At 38.9% G+C, this 16004-nt stretch carries 15 protein-coding genes; 14 read left to right on the top strand and 1 reads right to left on the bottom strand.

What is annotated here, in order from left to right; genetic code table 11:
• Window positions 1-45: 45 nt before the first annotated feature.
• Window positions 46-1428, bottom strand: a complete 1383-nt coding sequence (murC, locus tag ISU02_RS21320; RefSeq protein WP_194703878.1) for a UDP-N-acetylmuramate--L-alanine ligase — start codon at window positions 1426-1428, stop codon at window positions 46-48.
• Between the two features lie 103 nt (window positions 1429-1531).
• Here murC and purR point away from each other — a divergent pair, with 103 nt between their 5' ends.
• The 14 genes from purR to ISU02_RS21250 all read left to right on the top strand — a co-directional run bounded on the left by purR (window position 1532) and on the right by ISU02_RS21250 (window position 15980).
• Window positions 1532-2410 (top strand): pur operon repressor, encoded by an 879-nt coding sequence (gene purR / locus ISU02_RS21315; RefSeq protein ID WP_207736477.1) that lies wholly within the window; start codon window positions 1532-1534, stop codon window positions 2408-2410.
• 257 nt (window positions 2411-2667) lie between these two features.
• Complete coding sequence (gene spoVG / locus ISU02_RS21310) at window positions 2668-2961, top strand: septation regulator SpoVG (RefSeq protein ID WP_194703877.1); 294 nt, start codon at window positions 2668-2670, stop codon at window positions 2959-2961.
• Window positions 2962-3203: 242 nt separating this feature from the next.
• Entirely contained in the window at window positions 3204-4316 is a 1113-nt protein-coding gene (gene pgsB, locus ISU02_RS21305; protein ID WP_228727915.1) for a poly-gamma-glutamate synthase PgsB, read from the top strand.
• A complete protein-coding gene (pgsC, locus tag ISU02_RS21300; RefSeq protein WP_194703875.1) occupies window positions 4309-4743 on the top strand; it encodes a poly-gamma-glutamate biosynthesis protein PgsC in 435 nt (144 codons plus the stop codon). The genes pgsB and pgsC overlap by 8 nt, the downstream gene beginning before the upstream one ends.
• A 72-nt stretch (window positions 4744-4815) precedes the next feature.
• A complete protein-coding gene (pgsW, locus tag ISU02_RS21295) occupies window positions 4816-5871 on the top strand; it encodes a poly-gamma-glutamate system protein (RefSeq protein ID WP_194703874.1) in 1056 nt (351 codons plus the stop codon).
• Window positions 5871-7268: a sensor histidine kinase gene (locus ISU02_RS21290; protein WP_194703873.1), complete on the top strand. Its 1398-nt coding sequence runs from the start codon at window positions 5871-5873 to the stop codon at window positions 7266-7268. The genes pgsW and ISU02_RS21290 overlap by 1 nt, the downstream gene beginning before the upstream one ends.
• Window positions 7261-7893 (top strand): response regulator, encoded by a 633-nt coding sequence (locus tag ISU02_RS21285; RefSeq protein WP_194703872.1) that lies wholly within the window; start codon window positions 7261-7263, stop codon window positions 7891-7893. Before ISU02_RS21290 ends, ISU02_RS21285 begins: the two co-directional genes overlap by 8 nt.
• Before the next feature lie 270 nt (window positions 7894-8163).
• Window positions 8164-8769 (top strand): DUF6305 family protein, encoded by a 606-nt coding sequence (locus ISU02_RS21280; protein WP_194703871.1) that lies wholly within the window; start codon window positions 8164-8166, stop codon window positions 8767-8769.
• Between the two features lie 45 nt (window positions 8770-8814).
• Window positions 8815-10092: a TRAP transporter large permease subunit gene (locus tag ISU02_RS21275; protein WP_194703870.1), complete on the top strand. Its 1278-nt coding sequence runs from the start codon at window positions 8815-8817 to the stop codon at window positions 10090-10092.
• A 15-nt stretch (window positions 10093-10107) separates the two neighbouring features.
• Entirely contained in the window at window positions 10108-10254 is a 147-nt protein-coding gene (locus tag ISU02_RS21270; protein ID WP_194703869.1) for a hypothetical protein, read from the top strand.
• 10 nt (window positions 10255-10264) lie between these two features.
• Window positions 10265-11410, top strand: coding sequence for a succinylglutamate desuccinylase/aspartoacylase family protein (locus tag ISU02_RS21265; protein ID WP_194703868.1), 1146 nt, complete (start codon window positions 10265-10267; stop codon window positions 11408-11410).
• 75 nt (window positions 11411-11485) lie between these two features.
• Window positions 11486-13327: a gamma-glutamyltransferase gene (ggt, locus tag ISU02_RS21260; protein ID WP_194703867.1), complete on the top strand. Its 1842-nt coding sequence runs from the start codon at window positions 11486-11488 to the stop codon at window positions 13325-13327.
• Between the two features lie 319 nt (window positions 13328-13646).
• Window positions 13647-15017: a bifunctional UDP-N-acetylglucosamine diphosphorylase/glucosamine-1-phosphate N-acetyltransferase GlmU gene (gene glmU / locus ISU02_RS21255; protein WP_459251427.1), complete on the top strand. Its 1371-nt coding sequence runs from the start codon at window positions 13647-13649 to the stop codon at window positions 15015-15017.
• Between the two features lie 9 nt (window positions 15018-15026).
• Entirely contained in the window at window positions 15027-15980 is a 954-nt protein-coding gene (locus tag ISU02_RS21250; protein WP_194703866.1) for a ribose-phosphate pyrophosphokinase, read from the top strand.
• Window positions 15981-16004 lie beyond the last annotated feature (24 nt).

The raw sequence follows: 16004 nt of genomic DNA, 5'->3' as shown, positions 1-16004 counted from the left end.
TATTCATAGGATATCAACCTAGTGAATAAACGCTTTTTTTCATGCTTACTTTTTCAAAATATCGTTGAGCGCATAGCCAATTTTGTTCACATCGCCAGCACCTATGGTCATAACAAAATCGTGAGGATGACAATTAGCCGCTAGATAGGCCACAACTTCATCAAATGTTTCAAAGAAAAGTGCATTTATACCTTCTGCCAAAAGTGCTTTCAAAAGATCTTTTGAATGTATTTCGCCTTTATCAACTTCACGCGCTGCATAAATGTTGGTGAGTATGACTTCATCAGCTGATTTAAAGGAACCTGCAAATTCGTGTAAGAGCTCTTTAGTCCTTGAATAAGTGTGTGGTTGAAAAATGCAATACAACTTATTCAGGGATTCGATCCTCCGTGCAGCTTGCAAAGTAGCCTTGATCTCACTAGGATGATGTGCATATTCATCGATAATGCTGATGTCATTCACTGAGCCAATTTGCTCGAAACGGCGCTTGGCATTTTTAAATGAATTCAATCTGGATTGAATGAGATCATAATCCTTTATGAATTCGGATACAGCGGCAATTGCCGCAAGTGCATTATAAACGTTGTGCTGCCCTGGAATGGACAATGAAATTTGAGTTTTTTTCTGATCTTTGTAGTAAACATCAAATGTGGGAAAGCCCAAATGATTATAGACAATATTTTTTGCACTGAAATCGCAATCGGAATTGATGCCAAAGGTAGTGAGACGTCCTTGGTAATAGGCCTTGATTTTTTTACTGTTGTAATCATCACCATTTAAAACGAGAACACCATCCTCGTGAATGTTATCAGCGAATTTTGCAAAAGCACTGATAATGTGTTCCAGATCTCTATAGTAATCGAGATGGTCCTCATCGATGTTGAGGATAATGCCGATTTTAGGAAAAAAAGATAAAAAGCTTTCTTTGTACTCGCAGGCTTCAGTGATGAATAATTCACTTTTGCCAATTCGAACATTGCTCTCAATATCTGAGAAGAAGCCTCCTACAAGTGCTGTTGGATCAAAGGTTGAGTCATTTAATAACCTTGTGATCATTGAAGTTGTTGTTGTTTTGCCATGTGTGCCAGAGATTGCAATGCTATCTTGATAGGCACACATGATTTGTCCCAACATCTCTGCTCTTGAAAGACAGGGAATCCCCTTGGCGATAGCTTCTGATAACTCTGGATTTTCTTCTGTTACAGCAGAGGTATAAACGACTAAATCAATGTTTTTTATATGATCAGCAGAGTGTCCAATATATATTTTAAGCCCCTTGTTTTGAAGTGCTTCAGTTATAGGAGATGACGACATATCAGAACCGCTTATTTCATAGCCATTGGTGTGTAAGATCTCAGCGATTGCACTTACGCTGACCCCGCCAATTCCAATTAAGTGGACGGTTTGGATGGTACTCATATCTATCATAATTCACCTCTGTTATTTAGTCCGTCTTTTGACACAAAAGACATAATGATTATACCATATTTTTAAAAACTTGAAAGAAAAAAATAAAAAGTGATTGAAGTAAATGAAAAAAACGAATAAAATTAGAAATATAGATTATAAATATTCGGAGTGTGATAAAGTGAGCAAATTAAAACGAAATGAAAGAATTGGTGCAATTGTTAAAATTTTATGTGATTCACCCAATAAGGTTTTTACGTTAAATTATTTTACGAATATGTTCAATTCAGCAAAATCAACGATTAGTGAAGATCTTGTAATTGTAAAAAAAATCATGGAGGAACTCTCTCTTGGAAAAGTGGTGACACTTGCAGGTGCTGCAGGTGGGGCTAAATACGTTCCCATGATGGGTAAAGAAGAAAAGACCACACTGATTGAAAAGATTTGTGAGGACATTCGAAAAAAAGAACGTATTATGCCAGGCAAATACTTGTATATGGCGGACATTTTATACAATCCAAGCTATACCAAAGGGATTGGAGATATTTTTGCAGAAAAATATTCAGATGATGGCAATCAAGTGGATTATGTATTAACTGTGGAGACGAAGGGGATTCCCATTGCAATGATGACCGCCAGAGGCTTAAATGTGCCGCTAGTAATTGCAAGGCATGAAAATAAAGTAACAGAAGGCCCTAAAATTAGCATTAATTTCATTTCGGGTTCCACAGGGAAACTTCAAACCATGTATATTGCGAAAAATGCCATTAAAAAGGAATCTAAAGTGCTTATTGTGGATGACTTCATGAAAGCAGGCGGCACGGCAAAAGGTATGATTCAATTAGTTGAAGAGTTGGAATGTAAGGTGGCAGGCGTATGTGTGCTCATGGATACCATTTCACCTTCGCAAAAGTTAGTTCAAAACTATCTGTCCTTGATTAAATTTGAGGCCATTGATGAGGCCAACGAAATTATTGTACATCCGAATTATGAAAAACTGTAATTTTACTTAGGCTGTTGGTATGTGAAAATAGCGGGCTTATCAAAATTAAGCGTCGCTCTATGCCCTGTGATATCGTTTGCTGGATGTTTCGATATGACATAGAGGATAAAGGCTATTTGAAGCGGACTTTAGAGCATCGGACATTAAATAATTAAAAATAATTAAAAAAAATTAATATTTTCTAAAAAAAAAGAAGGACTTTTTAGATCTGTATAGAATATTCACTTTACACAGCAAAATTAGGGGGAAATAAATCGATGAATATTACAGATGTAAGAATTCGCAAATTACGTGAAGAAGGTAAAATGAAGGCTGTCGTTTCTTTGACTTTTGATAATGCATTTGTTGTACATGATATCAAGGTAATTGAAGGACAAAATGGGTTGTTTGTGGCAATGCCGAGTCGAAAGGTTGGGGAATCCGACTACAGAGATATTGCACATCCAATAAATCAAGAGACGCGTTCGATGATTCAAGATATCATATTTGAAGAATATGAGAAAGCGAAACTCTTAACAGATGAAGAAGAGCCTAGTTATCTAGGAGAATAACCTCAGCATCAAAGCTCAAAAGTCATGCGTAAACATGGCTTTTTTTTTGTTAAAACACCAAGATTTGAGCCGAAAGATTTTCTCCGAGGCACTAATCGGGAAAATCGTCAGCGAAAATCGGTTTGAGTCATTGGGAGATGAAACAAATGGTGTTCAAAATCGTAAAATTTGTGATATTCTTTTAGATAGTATGACACGATCATATAAAAGCGAATAAAAAGAGGTGAACCGTCTTGGAGAACATGATCATGCTGCTCTTTGGCATTATTCTAATAGGATTTTTAATAGAAAACAAATTGGCAATATATAGACGGAAACAACTTAAACATGTTATTTATGTTAATGGCACCCGTGGGAAATCAACCGTGACGAGGCTCATAGATGCTGGGCTCAGACGAAGTGGTTATCGCGTGTTCTGTAAGACCACTGGGACAGTTCCTCTGATCATAGGAACGGACAATATTGAAAGGCAAATAAAAAGAAATGGAAGCCCCAATATCAAAGAGCAACTCTGGGTTCTAAAAAGGGCAAATAAGGATAAAGCCGATATTTTAGTCTGTGAATGTATGGCAATTTCTCCAGAGTTGCAACGCATTTCACAGGATAGAATGCTCATGAGCAATATGGGTGTCATTACCAATGTAAGGCACGATCATTTAGAAGAAATGGGAAGGACTTTACCTGAAATCTGTGAAGCTTTATCCAATACAATTCCAGAAAACGGCGTTTTGTTTACGGCGGATGCAGATGCTTATCCGCAACTTAAGATAAATGCGGAAAGACGTCACACAGAGACCGTCTTAGCAGAAATTTCAGAGTCCGTTAAACACGAACTCTTTGGTGAAAACTTGGCACTTGCGCTTTCAGTATGTGAACATCTAGGGGTGGCGAGAGAAGTTGCTCTAGAAGGCATGCTCAATTACAAGAAAGATCCATACGCACTCAGTTTGTTTCGTCTAAAAAACGACGGCATCTTTGTAAATGGTTTTTCAATCAACGATCCAGATTCCACGGCGTATGTTTACAACATGCTGATGGCAAGAGATTTGTTTAAAGACAGACAGTGTATACTCCTGATCAATAGCCGATCAGACCGTTTATCTCGAACGAAGCAAATGATAGAGCTTGCCATAAATCTTAAACCGACTGAAGTATGGCTCATGGGTTCCATGAACTTAATGATGCAAAAGAGATTGAAGCGCAATTTTATGACTGTAAGTCATTTTAATACCGTGGATGCAATGGACTTCAAAAAAGTAAATCGTCATTTTTTTGTATTTGCAGTGGGGAATATCGCAAACGATGGGATGCAATTGATCCGTAAAATTGAAATGGAGGGACATGAAATTGGATAATAACATTATTATTTTAGGGATAGTCATCAGTCTTCTGTTTTACGAATTGACAGGGATCTCCCCATCTGGCCTTATTGTGGCAGGCTATTTTGCACTCAATTTTCATTCGCCTTATAGAATTGCGTATACATTTGGAGTGGTTTTATTGACTTGGGGCATTGCGAAACTCCTATCGAAAGTCATGATTCTCTATGGACGAAGACGATTTGCCGTTATGATTTTACTTTCGTTTGCCATAAACGTACTCGTTATTAGAAGTGGTGTTTTAGTTCATACCCCTGGAATCATAGGGAAAATTGTGCCGGGAATCATCGCTTTAGAATGGGAAAGGCAAGGTGTTTTAAAATCCACTTTATCGTTGGGAATTGTCGTTGTGCTGAATCTGCTTGTGATCATGTGGCTAGGTGTGCCTGTTATTAGTCTATAATATGTATTTATAATATTATTAGTCTAGGACACGATTTTGCGTGCTTTTGCAAATGAGGAGGAAAACATAAGTATGGATACAAATAAAAGAGATGTACTTCGACTGAGCTTAATATTGCTTTTTCTGATCTTGTTGTTGGCCCTAGTTGTTCAGAACAGTAAAGTTCAAAAGAATACCTACTATGATCAACAAGTCCATGCTGCTGAAAAGATGAAAACCTGCATGGAGGCTATTAAGTCTTATAAGAGCGATCTTGAAATTCCTTTGTCAGATGAGGATTATTTTAAGACAGGGCTGATTGGCGAACCGTTTAATCTCATTACCACAACTTTAGGTGAAGTAAAAGCTAAACGAACCACAGCTCATCCAGATATGGCGGCACTTGTTGTCAAAATGTTTCATGAGGTTGGCCTTAAAAAAGGAAACCGCGTGGGACTTGGTTTCTCGGGTTCTTTCCCCGCTCTAAATATTGCCGTGCTCTGTGCGGCAGAAGAGATGGAACTGGAAATGGTGCCCATAACCAGTGTAGGGGCCTCCACTTATGGTGCGAACAACTATGCCTTGACATTTCCTGAGATGTTACATCACTTGTATCAGGAGGGATTATTGGATACAGATAGTGCAATGGTTTCCCTTGGTGGAGATTTTGATGTGGGTGTCAACATAGATTCAGATAAGATCCATGAAATTGAAGAGAGATTGATTGAGTCAGGACTAAATCTTTCTAAAGAACCTGATCTTGAAAAGAATGTTCAGCTGAGGTTGAGAACCTATGGACAAATTGATTGTTTCGTTGCAGTGGGCGGCAACATAACCAATGGCGGCACGACTGAAGAAGCCATCACATTGGGACAAGGCATCTTAGATGGCAATCAGTACTTTGGAAAGGTGGATGCAAAAAGCGGTATTATTCAGCACTATCTCTCTAAAGAGGTGCCTGTAATCAACTTGCTAAATATCGAAAAGATCACATTGACCTATGGTATGCCCTTTGACCCAATTGAACGAGACGAAATCGGTACAGGCACTATATATTACACGGTGACTTATCCCAAGTTTCTAATCAGCATAGGATTTTTAACAGGGGTGAGCATGCTTATTTTTCTCTATAGAAAGAGGGGGGCCTGATGGATAACATTCATATCAAAAACTTTAATCACTCTAAATTTTGGTATGGTCTGCTCATGGTAATCGTAGGGATTATAATGCCTAGTATTATTACGGTGAATACTTTTAGCATACCTGAAAAGTTGAATCAGGCCATTAGAAATGAAGATGTGATCATTTTAATGGTTGCAGGACTTGAGCTCATTGCGCTCAATTCACTCCGCGCATTTCCACATTATCTGGGTGCATTTTTTATTACAGAATCCATAGAAATCAGCGATAATTTTCCCTTTGAGAAATTGTTTAAATCCGCATTGATCTGTCTGATCATTCCACCGGTTTATTTTATCATAGGTTATGTTCATCACATCAAATACTATTTTGGTATGCCGGCTTTTGTACTGATTATTCTATTAATGCTTCTAGGGAAAAATGACTATAATCGTGTGAGCGGATGGAAGAAATCCACTTTAATTATGGTCTTTTTAACGGCGTTTCAATTTGTGGATATAATGCCTTGCATGGAGGGATTGCCCATAGGCAGAGGAGAAACCTCCAAAGAGGTAAAACTCATAGCACATTTTTTACAGGCTGATAAAACGGTTGATATCATGGCATTGGTTTTTTTATTGCTGCTTCTTTTCCTGGGAGCGCTTTTGTTTTTACTCATTCGAGATGAAAATAATCTGAGATCCATGAATGCACTGAGAGAGGCCAATCGAAAGATGGAAATTGAAGCAAAATTCACAGCGCTAAAAAACAGAACTTTTTTAGAAATGAACAGTTTGGTTCATGATTTAAAGTCACCACTTACTTCTGCACAGGCGTTAGTGGGTGTGGTCAAGTTGAATTGTGAGATGGATGGTAGGAGCAAAGATGTCGATTACTTAGAAAATGTAGAACTTGCAATTAAAAGAATGAGTGGCATGATTTCTGAGATCTTATACGAGGACTATAGATCCTTGATAACAACGGATGAATTGCTTCAAGCTGTTTTGGCGCAAATTTCTATCACAGAGTACGCACCTTATGTAACGGTTCAAAATGAATATCCAAAGAATATGCTTATTTTGAGCAAGACGCGAATGATCAGAGTGCTTATCAATTTGCTTGAAAATGCATATGAAGCAACAAAACACACTGTGCCCAATATACAAATAAAAGTATCTCGCTTCTTTATAGAGGATAATGCATGGTTGGGATTTGAGGTGTCAGATAATGGCTGTGGCATTGATATGAAAAACTGTGATAAAATATGGGAGGTAGGTTATTCCACAAGAGATTCTCATGGACTGGGGTTAAGTTTTGTGAAAAGTGTTGTGGATTCTTACGAGGGATGGATTGACATTGAAAGTGTCACAGATAGAGGCACTACAATTAAAGTAGTGCTTAAAGAAGGGGGGCAGGTAAATGGATAAGACATTGACCATATTATCGATTGACGATGATGAATCCATAAGATTTGCTTTAAAGGCAGTTATTGAAAGTCAAGGATGGATCGCAGTTACAGCTGAAAATGTTGCTGTTGGCTTAGAAAGTTATAAAGAATTTAAACCAGATTTGATACTAATTGATTATCATATGCCAAGAATTAATGGTTTTGAGGGCGTTCGCATGATCAGAGCACTGGATGAGGAAGTTCCGATAATCGTATTCACAATTGATGAGAGTCAAGAATTGGCAGATCGGTTTTTAGAGGTTGGAGCAACGGATTTTGCAATGAAGCCCATTAGAACCCCTGATATTATATCGCGTATCAAGCTTCACATTAAATTGATACAGACTCGCGAGACATCTCATTTGAAACCTAAAGTGACGTTAACACCTACAAAGGGCATTGGAATGGCAACACTTGAACTGGTTTTGGACGCACTTGCCAAAGTGGATGATTTCATCACGGTTGAAGAGATCTCAGATATTTCAGGGCTTGCCTATCAAACGACTTATCGGTATTTACAATATCTTTCGGCGGAAAATATTGTTGAAGTCAAAAGCACTTATGGCAAAGTGGGCAGGCCAAAGCAAACTTATAAACGCATCTAATAGACTCTAAAGGGCATTTTAAAATAAACATTTAAATTATACATTTTATAGGGAAATACTGGTATTGTCATATGCATGGATATGATGATACCAGTATTTTTTTTCTTCATTCAGTTTTGAACACTGTGAATCCTGATGAGATAAATAAGATAAATAAGAGAAAAAATAGAAAGGTCAAAAACAATATGTTACATTTATTTAAACAATATATGAACCTCTTAGGACACATACAGAGGTAAAACAAGCGATTTTAAGATAGGGGAGTAAGATATGAAAAAGATAATTTCAGTATTTTTATTGATCATGTTGTTGGGAACACTCTTGACAGCATGTGGTAGTAAGACCACAGATGAACCACAGACAGCAGAGGAAGCCGTGACGATTGAAGGTTTGACAGAACCCATTGCAGAACAACCTGTTTTGTTAACTTCTGTGGGACAATCTGCTGATGTTGAAATGGTAAAAACAATGCTTACAAAAAGTGACATTGACTTGACGATGAAGACAACGGCGACTGAAGCTGATTTAACAGATGTTAAAACGCTTGTCTTAGCAGTTGGCGGATCTTCAAAAGGTCTTGGAGCAGCTGGTATTGATGCGGATCAAGAACTGGAAAGAGTATCTGCGCTAATTGACAAAGCCGATGAAGCGGGCATTACGATTATTGCTGTTCATATTGGTGGAGAAGCAAGAAGAGGAGAGCTTTCGGATAAATTTATCGGACCAAGTTTTGCCAAAGCAGATTATGCGATTGTCGTTGCAGCGGGGGATAAAGATGGCATGATGTCCAAATTAGCATCTGAGTCTAAGATGCCAATGGATCTTGTGGATACTATGGCTGATGTTATGTCACCTCTCAAGGCAGCGTTTAAGTAATGTGTTTAGAGCATTTATTGGATACGAAATTTAGGGAGGCATTTCATGAGCATTGAGTTAATCATTTTTCTAGCTATGATTATAACATTTATTTCAGGCTGCTTTTTATTTAAGCTTCCTGTTAGTATTTCTATGGTAGCGGCAGCTGTTGTTGGTGCCTTTGTAGGGGGATATGGATTTCCATTACGTCACTTAGTGGAAGGCATGTTTTCATATGTAGACACGGTGCTCGTCATAACAACAGCGATGATCTTTATGAAAGTCATACAGGATTCTGGCGCACTGGATGCCCTATCCGCACTCATAATAAAAAAATTCAACAAAACACCTGCTCTGCTCCTTTGTTTAATCATGCTTGTGATCATGTTTCCAGGTATGATTACAGGGTCATCCACTGCAGCTGTCTTGTCAGCAGGATCTATCATGGCACCCATATTGATGATTATGGGTATTCCTGCACTTGAAACCGCATGCATTATAGCAATGGGTGGTTTGCTTGGCATGATTGCGCCACCAGTCAATATTCCAGTTATGATTATAGGTGGCGGATTAGATATTCCATATGTTGGATTTGAAGGGCCGCTTGCAATGCTCACTTTTCCACTGGCAATCTTATTTGTGCTGATGTTTGGCCATAAGTACGTCAAGAAATTTGACTACGACCTCATTAAATCCAAATTGAACAATGAGCCTATGGAAAAACACGGTGGTAAGATATTTATTCCCATATTTGTGGCTTTGGGTTTGATGATTGTCAACAAATCGTTTCCGTCATTGCCAAACCTCGGTATGCCCCTTATTTTTATCATAGCTTCTATTGTAGGCGGATTTACGGGCAATCGAATTAGCGTTACTAAAGTTTGCAAGGAATCGGTTAAAAGTGTTCTACCTGTTTTGGGCATTTTGATGGGTGTGGGTATGTTCATACAGATCATGACTCTGACAGGTGTTCGCGGATTAATTGTAACCACATGTATTAGTCTTCCAGATGCACTGCGCTATATCGCAATGGCAGTTACGATTCCACTATTTGGTGCCGTATCTTCATATGGTGCGGCTTCGGTACTGGGCGTTCCATTCTTAATGGCCTTCTTAAGTGGGAGTCAAATCGTCACAGCTTCTGCAATTTCATTAATCGCATCTTTAGGCGATATGATGCCGCCCACAGCACTTGCGGGTATATTTGCAGCTCAAGTCGTTGGCCTTGATGACTATAAACCCGTCCTTAAAAAGTTTATCGTGCCAAGTCTGATCATTATTATTTGGGCAATTCTATTTATTTTGTTTTCGGATAAAATTGCGCCATTTATCGTATTTAAGTGAGAATGGAGATGACATATGATTACTTTGATCTATAGAGGGATAATTGCATTGGTACTTATTTTTGTAATATGGAATATTTTTGATGAAGAAAAGCTGACACATCAAGCCAATGCAGCACTGGTTATTATTCCACTGGTTTTAAGATTTTTAATGATTAAATAGGAGGCAAGGGATGAAGAAACATTATCTAACAGGTACTTTGTGCCTAGCCATCGCCATAGTTGTCATGGTGTTTTCGAGCATCAATTTCTTATCGTTGAAAGATTTAGGTGTGATTGAGCCCGGTCCAAGCGTGGAAGATGTGAAAATGCTCTCAGAATACTATGATGGCATAAAGAACACGAATATGGACACAGAGGTCTATGTGCTCAAAGGCACTAAGCCAGGTGGCAAAGTTTTAATTCTCGGAGGCACTCACGGGAATGAACCCTCTGGTTACCTCAGTGCAATTACCTTCATTGAAAATGCAGTGATAGAAGAGGGGACTGTATACGTGATTCCATATACGAACCACAGCGGCATGACGCATAATGATGCACAAGAAGCATCGCCGCAGTTTATCCATATTCCAACAGAAAAAGGTATCAGAACTTTTAGATATGGCTCAAGAGCGTCCAATCCAATAGATCAGTGGCCAGATCCAGATGTCTATGTTCACGCCGCTTCAGGACAACAACTATCGGGTTCAGAAACTAGAAATATCAACAGAGCTTATCCAGGGCGTCCAGATGGCACACTCACTGAACAAGCTGCATATGCAATTGCTGAACTCATCAGAAGCGAAGATGTAAATTTAACCTTTGACTTACATGAAGCATCACCAGAATATCCCGTAATCAATGCCACTGTATCTCATGAAAAGGGAATGAGTGTTGCGGCAGAAGGCGTTATGGAATTGCAATTTTCTGGCATCCAGATGGCACTTGAACCCTCGCCTTCAAACCTACATGGGCTGACACATAGAGAGCTGGGAGATTATACAGACACGATCCCACTCCTCATGGAGACGGCAAATGCATCACAGGGACGTCTTAGAGGTGCCACGAATGAAGCGCTTGCACTTACCGGGATTGATAAATCATATGTAAGAAGTCAAAAACTCGGCTTTTTGTATGTGCCATATGATGAATCGGGACATCCCATAGAAGAGCGTGTCGGCAGACATCTTCAAGGCATCATCGAGTATACAAAAGCATATTCAAATCAATATGCAGATAAACCCGTTACTTTTTCAAATATTCCAACTTATGAAGAACTCTTTATAGCCGCTTTGAAAGAAGATTTAGGTGGACCACAATTAGGTAAGTATTTGCACTAATGAAGTGCGAGTATGCTTATAAATAGAGTCTGAATAATCGGATTCGATACTCATTAAACAAAGGGGGATTAAACTATGAAAATGACTAAAAGTATAATTGCATTTATGCTCGTTGTTTTGTTACTTGTCGGATGTGCAGCACCAGCAACTCAGACGCCGGCAGCTCAAGAACCTGTTGGAGATTCTACTGCCTCAAATGCGCCTGCAGAAGAAAAAACAGATGCGAGCACTGCTGAGGAGGCGTATACGTCACTTGATGATTTCGTGCTTTTCGATGCAGAGGGCGTACTTACAAAAACGGGTCGTGATGCAAAAGGCACCACCGGAGTGGTTTCGTCAGGTAAGTATGAAGCTTCAAAAATTGGTAAAGAAATCATGGAAAAAGGCGGTAATGCAGTAGATGCTGCTGTGGCAGTTGGCTTCGCTTTAGGGCTTGCAGAGCCAAACTCATCAGGCCTTGGTGGCGGTGGTTTTATGACACTTAGAACGGAAGACGGACAGACGTTCTTTATTGATTTTAGAGAGAGAGCACCAATGGCAGCGACACCAGATATGTGGCAAAGCTATACGGATGCCGATGGTAAATCGCATGTTATTGGTGATCAAAACAAAGAGGGTGGTAAATCTGTCGGTATTCCAGGGAATGTCGCTGGATTACTCTATGCGCTTGATAACTATGGGACGATGTCAAGAGCTGAAATCTTGACGCCAATTATTGAACTCGCTAAGAAAGGTGTCACTGTTACACCTACATTATCAAACGATATGAAAAACAATTACGATAAACTGTTGCTTTATTCTGAAAGCGGCGATATCTTCCTAAAAGAAATTGACGGTATTAAGTATCCATATGAAATCGGAGAAAACTTTAAGAATCCCGAGTATGCAAAAGCACTTGAACTCATTATGGATCAAGGTACAGATGTCTTCTACAAAGGGGAAATGGCTGAAGCTATAGTGGCATCTGTCAACAAATACGGTGGTTTGTTTACAATGGAAGATATGGCGAACTATCAAGTGGAAGTTGTAGAACCTGTAAAGGGAACCTATAGAGGTTATGAAATTGTTTCTTCGCCAACACCTTCATCAGGTGGGACAATTGTCCTTGAAATTTTAAATATCCTTGAAAACTTTGACTTGCCTTCAATGGCAGATAATTCAGCTGAAGAATTACACCTTTTCTCAGAAGCCTTTAAACTGGCATATGCGGATCGTGGTCAATATATGGGCGATCCAAAATTTGTAGAGGTCCCTTTAAAAGGTTTAATGAGCAAAAAGTATGCAAAAAAATTAGCAGATAAAATTGATTTAAAGGTCTCCACTGAAAATGTATTGCCAGATGATCCTTGGATGTTTGAACATGAGGATACAACGCACTATTCAGTCGCAGACAACAAGGGTAACATTGTGGCAGTTACTCAAACCGTTAACTATATATTTGGATCAAAAGTTGCAGTTCCTGGCTATGGCTTTGTCATGAATGATGAAATGGCAGATTTTGTGACCCAACCAGATCATCCAAACTCAATTGCAGGTGGCAAAACACCACTTTCCTCTATGACCCCAACAATTGTTCTTAAAGATGGGAAGCCATTTGCAGTTCTTGGAACACCAGGTGGTACAACGATCATTTCAACTGTTGCACAAATTATTTCAAACCTTGTTGACCACGATATGGGCATGCAAGAAGCGATTGATGCCCCTAGAATTAAAGGGTATAATAAAAATACAATTACACTTGAAACAAGAATATCAGCGGATGTTATCGCTGAACTAGAAGCAATGGGACACGTTGTTAAACCAAGTGAAGAGTGGAACCGATCATTTGGCTCTGTAAATGCAGTTAAATATTTAGAAGACGGCACATTAGACGGTGGTGCTGACCCTCGTAGAGATGGTAAAGCGTTAGGCTATTAGGAGCAAATGTCTTAAGGGCCATGTATGGACGAAGTGCCTTCCATTTCTGAAAGCTTTTTTCTGAAATGATTATGACAATGCAATGACATATATTGCTATGTTGTGGATTGAAGCGTATGAACCGTATGAATTGTATTGAATATCAAAAAGTGGTGCAAAGATTGCGCCACTTTTTTATGCGAATAGGATGGACAATCGTCAAATGAGATTCATTTACACACCGAACTTTTTTTCGAATTTCTTGAATAAAGGTTTTGTTTTTGGTATAAAAGTGATATAATCTTGCGTGGTAAAATCAAATCAGATATGGAGTTGATAAATGATGCAAAATATAACGACAGTGATATTGGCAGCCGGGCATGGTAAGCGCATGAAGTCAAGTTTGCCCAAAGTACTACACAACATTTCGGGGATGTCAATGGTTGAACATGTCATCAGGGTAGCACAATCTGTAAACAGTGAAAATATTGTCTGTGTTGTAGGACATGGTAAAGAACAAGTTAAAGCGCAACTGAAAGATGCACCGGTTAAGTTCGTTGAGCAGAATGTACAGCTCGGCACGGGTCACGCGGTTATGATGGCAGATGAATATATAGAGGCGGGTGACATTCTCGTGTTGTATGGAGACGTGCCTTTGCTTTCAGAATCGACGCTAAACGATTTCGTAGCAATGCATCAAAAGGATGATAATGATGCAACAGTACTTTCCACAATAGTGGACGATCCAAGAGGTTATGGCAGAATCGTAAGGGGTTCTAAAGGGTTTGAAAGAATTGTTGAGCATAAAGATGCCACACCAGAAGAACTTGATATCAACGAGATCAATTCTGGGATTATGATTGTTAAAGCGCCAATTTTAAAGACATTACTTAAACAACTTGAAAATAACAATGAACAGAATGAATATTATTTGACAGATATCTTTGGATTGATTTTAGAACAACAAGGTAAAATAGGTGTTATGATTGCAGAAGATGATTATGAGGTGATGGGGATTAATGATCGCTATAATCTTTCGCTTGCAGATGAATATATGCAAAAGAGAATTAAGAAAAAATGGATGTTAGAAGGTGTAACCATGATTTCACCTGCAAGCACCTATATAGAGATAGACGTTCAAATTGGAAAAGATACGGTCATTTATCCAAATAGCATTTTGCAGGGCAATACTGTAATTGGAGAAGACTGCATTATTGGACCAAGTGCGGATATTAAGAATTCAATCATTGATAAGGGTGTAAGCGTTAAGCATTCCACAATCATTGATTCCAAAGTAGACGAAAAATCTAGTATTGGCCCCTATGCTTATTTAAGACCGAAATCAGATATCGGAAAACACGTGAAGATTGGTGATTTCGTAGAAGTAAAAAACAGTAGAGTAGGCGATCATTCCAAAGTATCGCATTTATCATATATTGGCGATGGCGAAGTTGGGACAAATGTCAATGTGGGCTGTGGTGTCGTATTTGTCAATTACGATGGCACACATAAGCACTTAACTCAGATTGAAGACAATGCCTTTATTGGTTGTAATACAAATTTAGTTGCACCTGTTAAAGTTGGGAAAGGGGCCTATGTTGCAGCCGGATCTACAATAACTGAAGATGTGCCAGCAGATGCAATGGCGATTGCGCGTGAACGACAAGTGATCAAGACCAATTGGTCTAATAAATATCAAAAGAAGGTTTAGGAGGAAGTAATGCATACAAGGGGCAGAAAAATAAAGGTGTTCTCTGGTAATGCCAACCAAGAACTTGCTAAAGCAATTTGTGGCGAATTGGGACTCCCTTTAGGTGACAGTGTCGTCAAGACGTTTAGTGATGGCGAAATATCAGTGAATATCAACGAAACTGTTAGAGGTGTGGATGTCTATGTCGTTCAGTCTTTTTCACTTCCATATGTCAATGACTACTTAATGGAACTTTTAATCATGATTGATGCACTTAAAAGAGCATCAGCAGGTCGAATTACAACGGTGATTCCTTATTATGGCTATGCAAGACAAGACAGAAAGGCTAAGGCGAGAGATCCAATTTCAGCAAAATTGGTTGCAAATCTCATTGTGGCAGCTGGAGCGGATCGTGTCTTGACAATGGATTTACATGCATCTCAAATTCAAGGCTACTTTGACATTCCGCTAGATCATTTAAGAGGTGTTCCAATATTAGCGGAGTATTTTAAAAGTAAGAACATTGACAATCTTGTGGCAGTTTCACCCGATTTGGGAAGTGTAACGAGAACACGTGATTTTTCATACAAATTGGACGCGCCAATTGCAATTGTCGATAAGAGAAGACCTGAAGCCAATGTTTCAGAAATTATGAATGTCATTGGAGAGATTGAAGGCAAAAACGTCATTTTGATCGATGATATGATCGACACGGCGGGAACGATTGTGAATGCTGCTAAAGCGCTTAAAGATATGGGTGCTAAAGATATCTACGCATGTTGTACGCACGGTGTCTTTTCTGGGCCAGCACTTGAGCGCATTAAAAATTCGGCGATTAAAGAATTGGTTGTGTTAGATACCATTAATTTATCTCAAGATCTCAGAAATCTGGATAACATTACACTTTTATCTGTGGCACCGATTTTTGCAGAAGCCATTAGAAGAATTTTTAACAACGACTCCGTAAGTAAACTATTTGATTAAATTGAGGCAAAAGGCAGCAAAATA

Source organism: Fusibacter ferrireducens, from assembly GCF_015352425.1.
Taxonomy (GTDB): domain Bacteria; phylum Bacillota; class Clostridia; order Peptostreptococcales; family Acidaminobacteraceae; genus Fusibacter_A; species Fusibacter_A ferrireducens.
The sequence above is the reverse complement of the archived record's forward strand: the minus strand, read 5'-3'. Positions and strand labels throughout refer to the sequence as shown.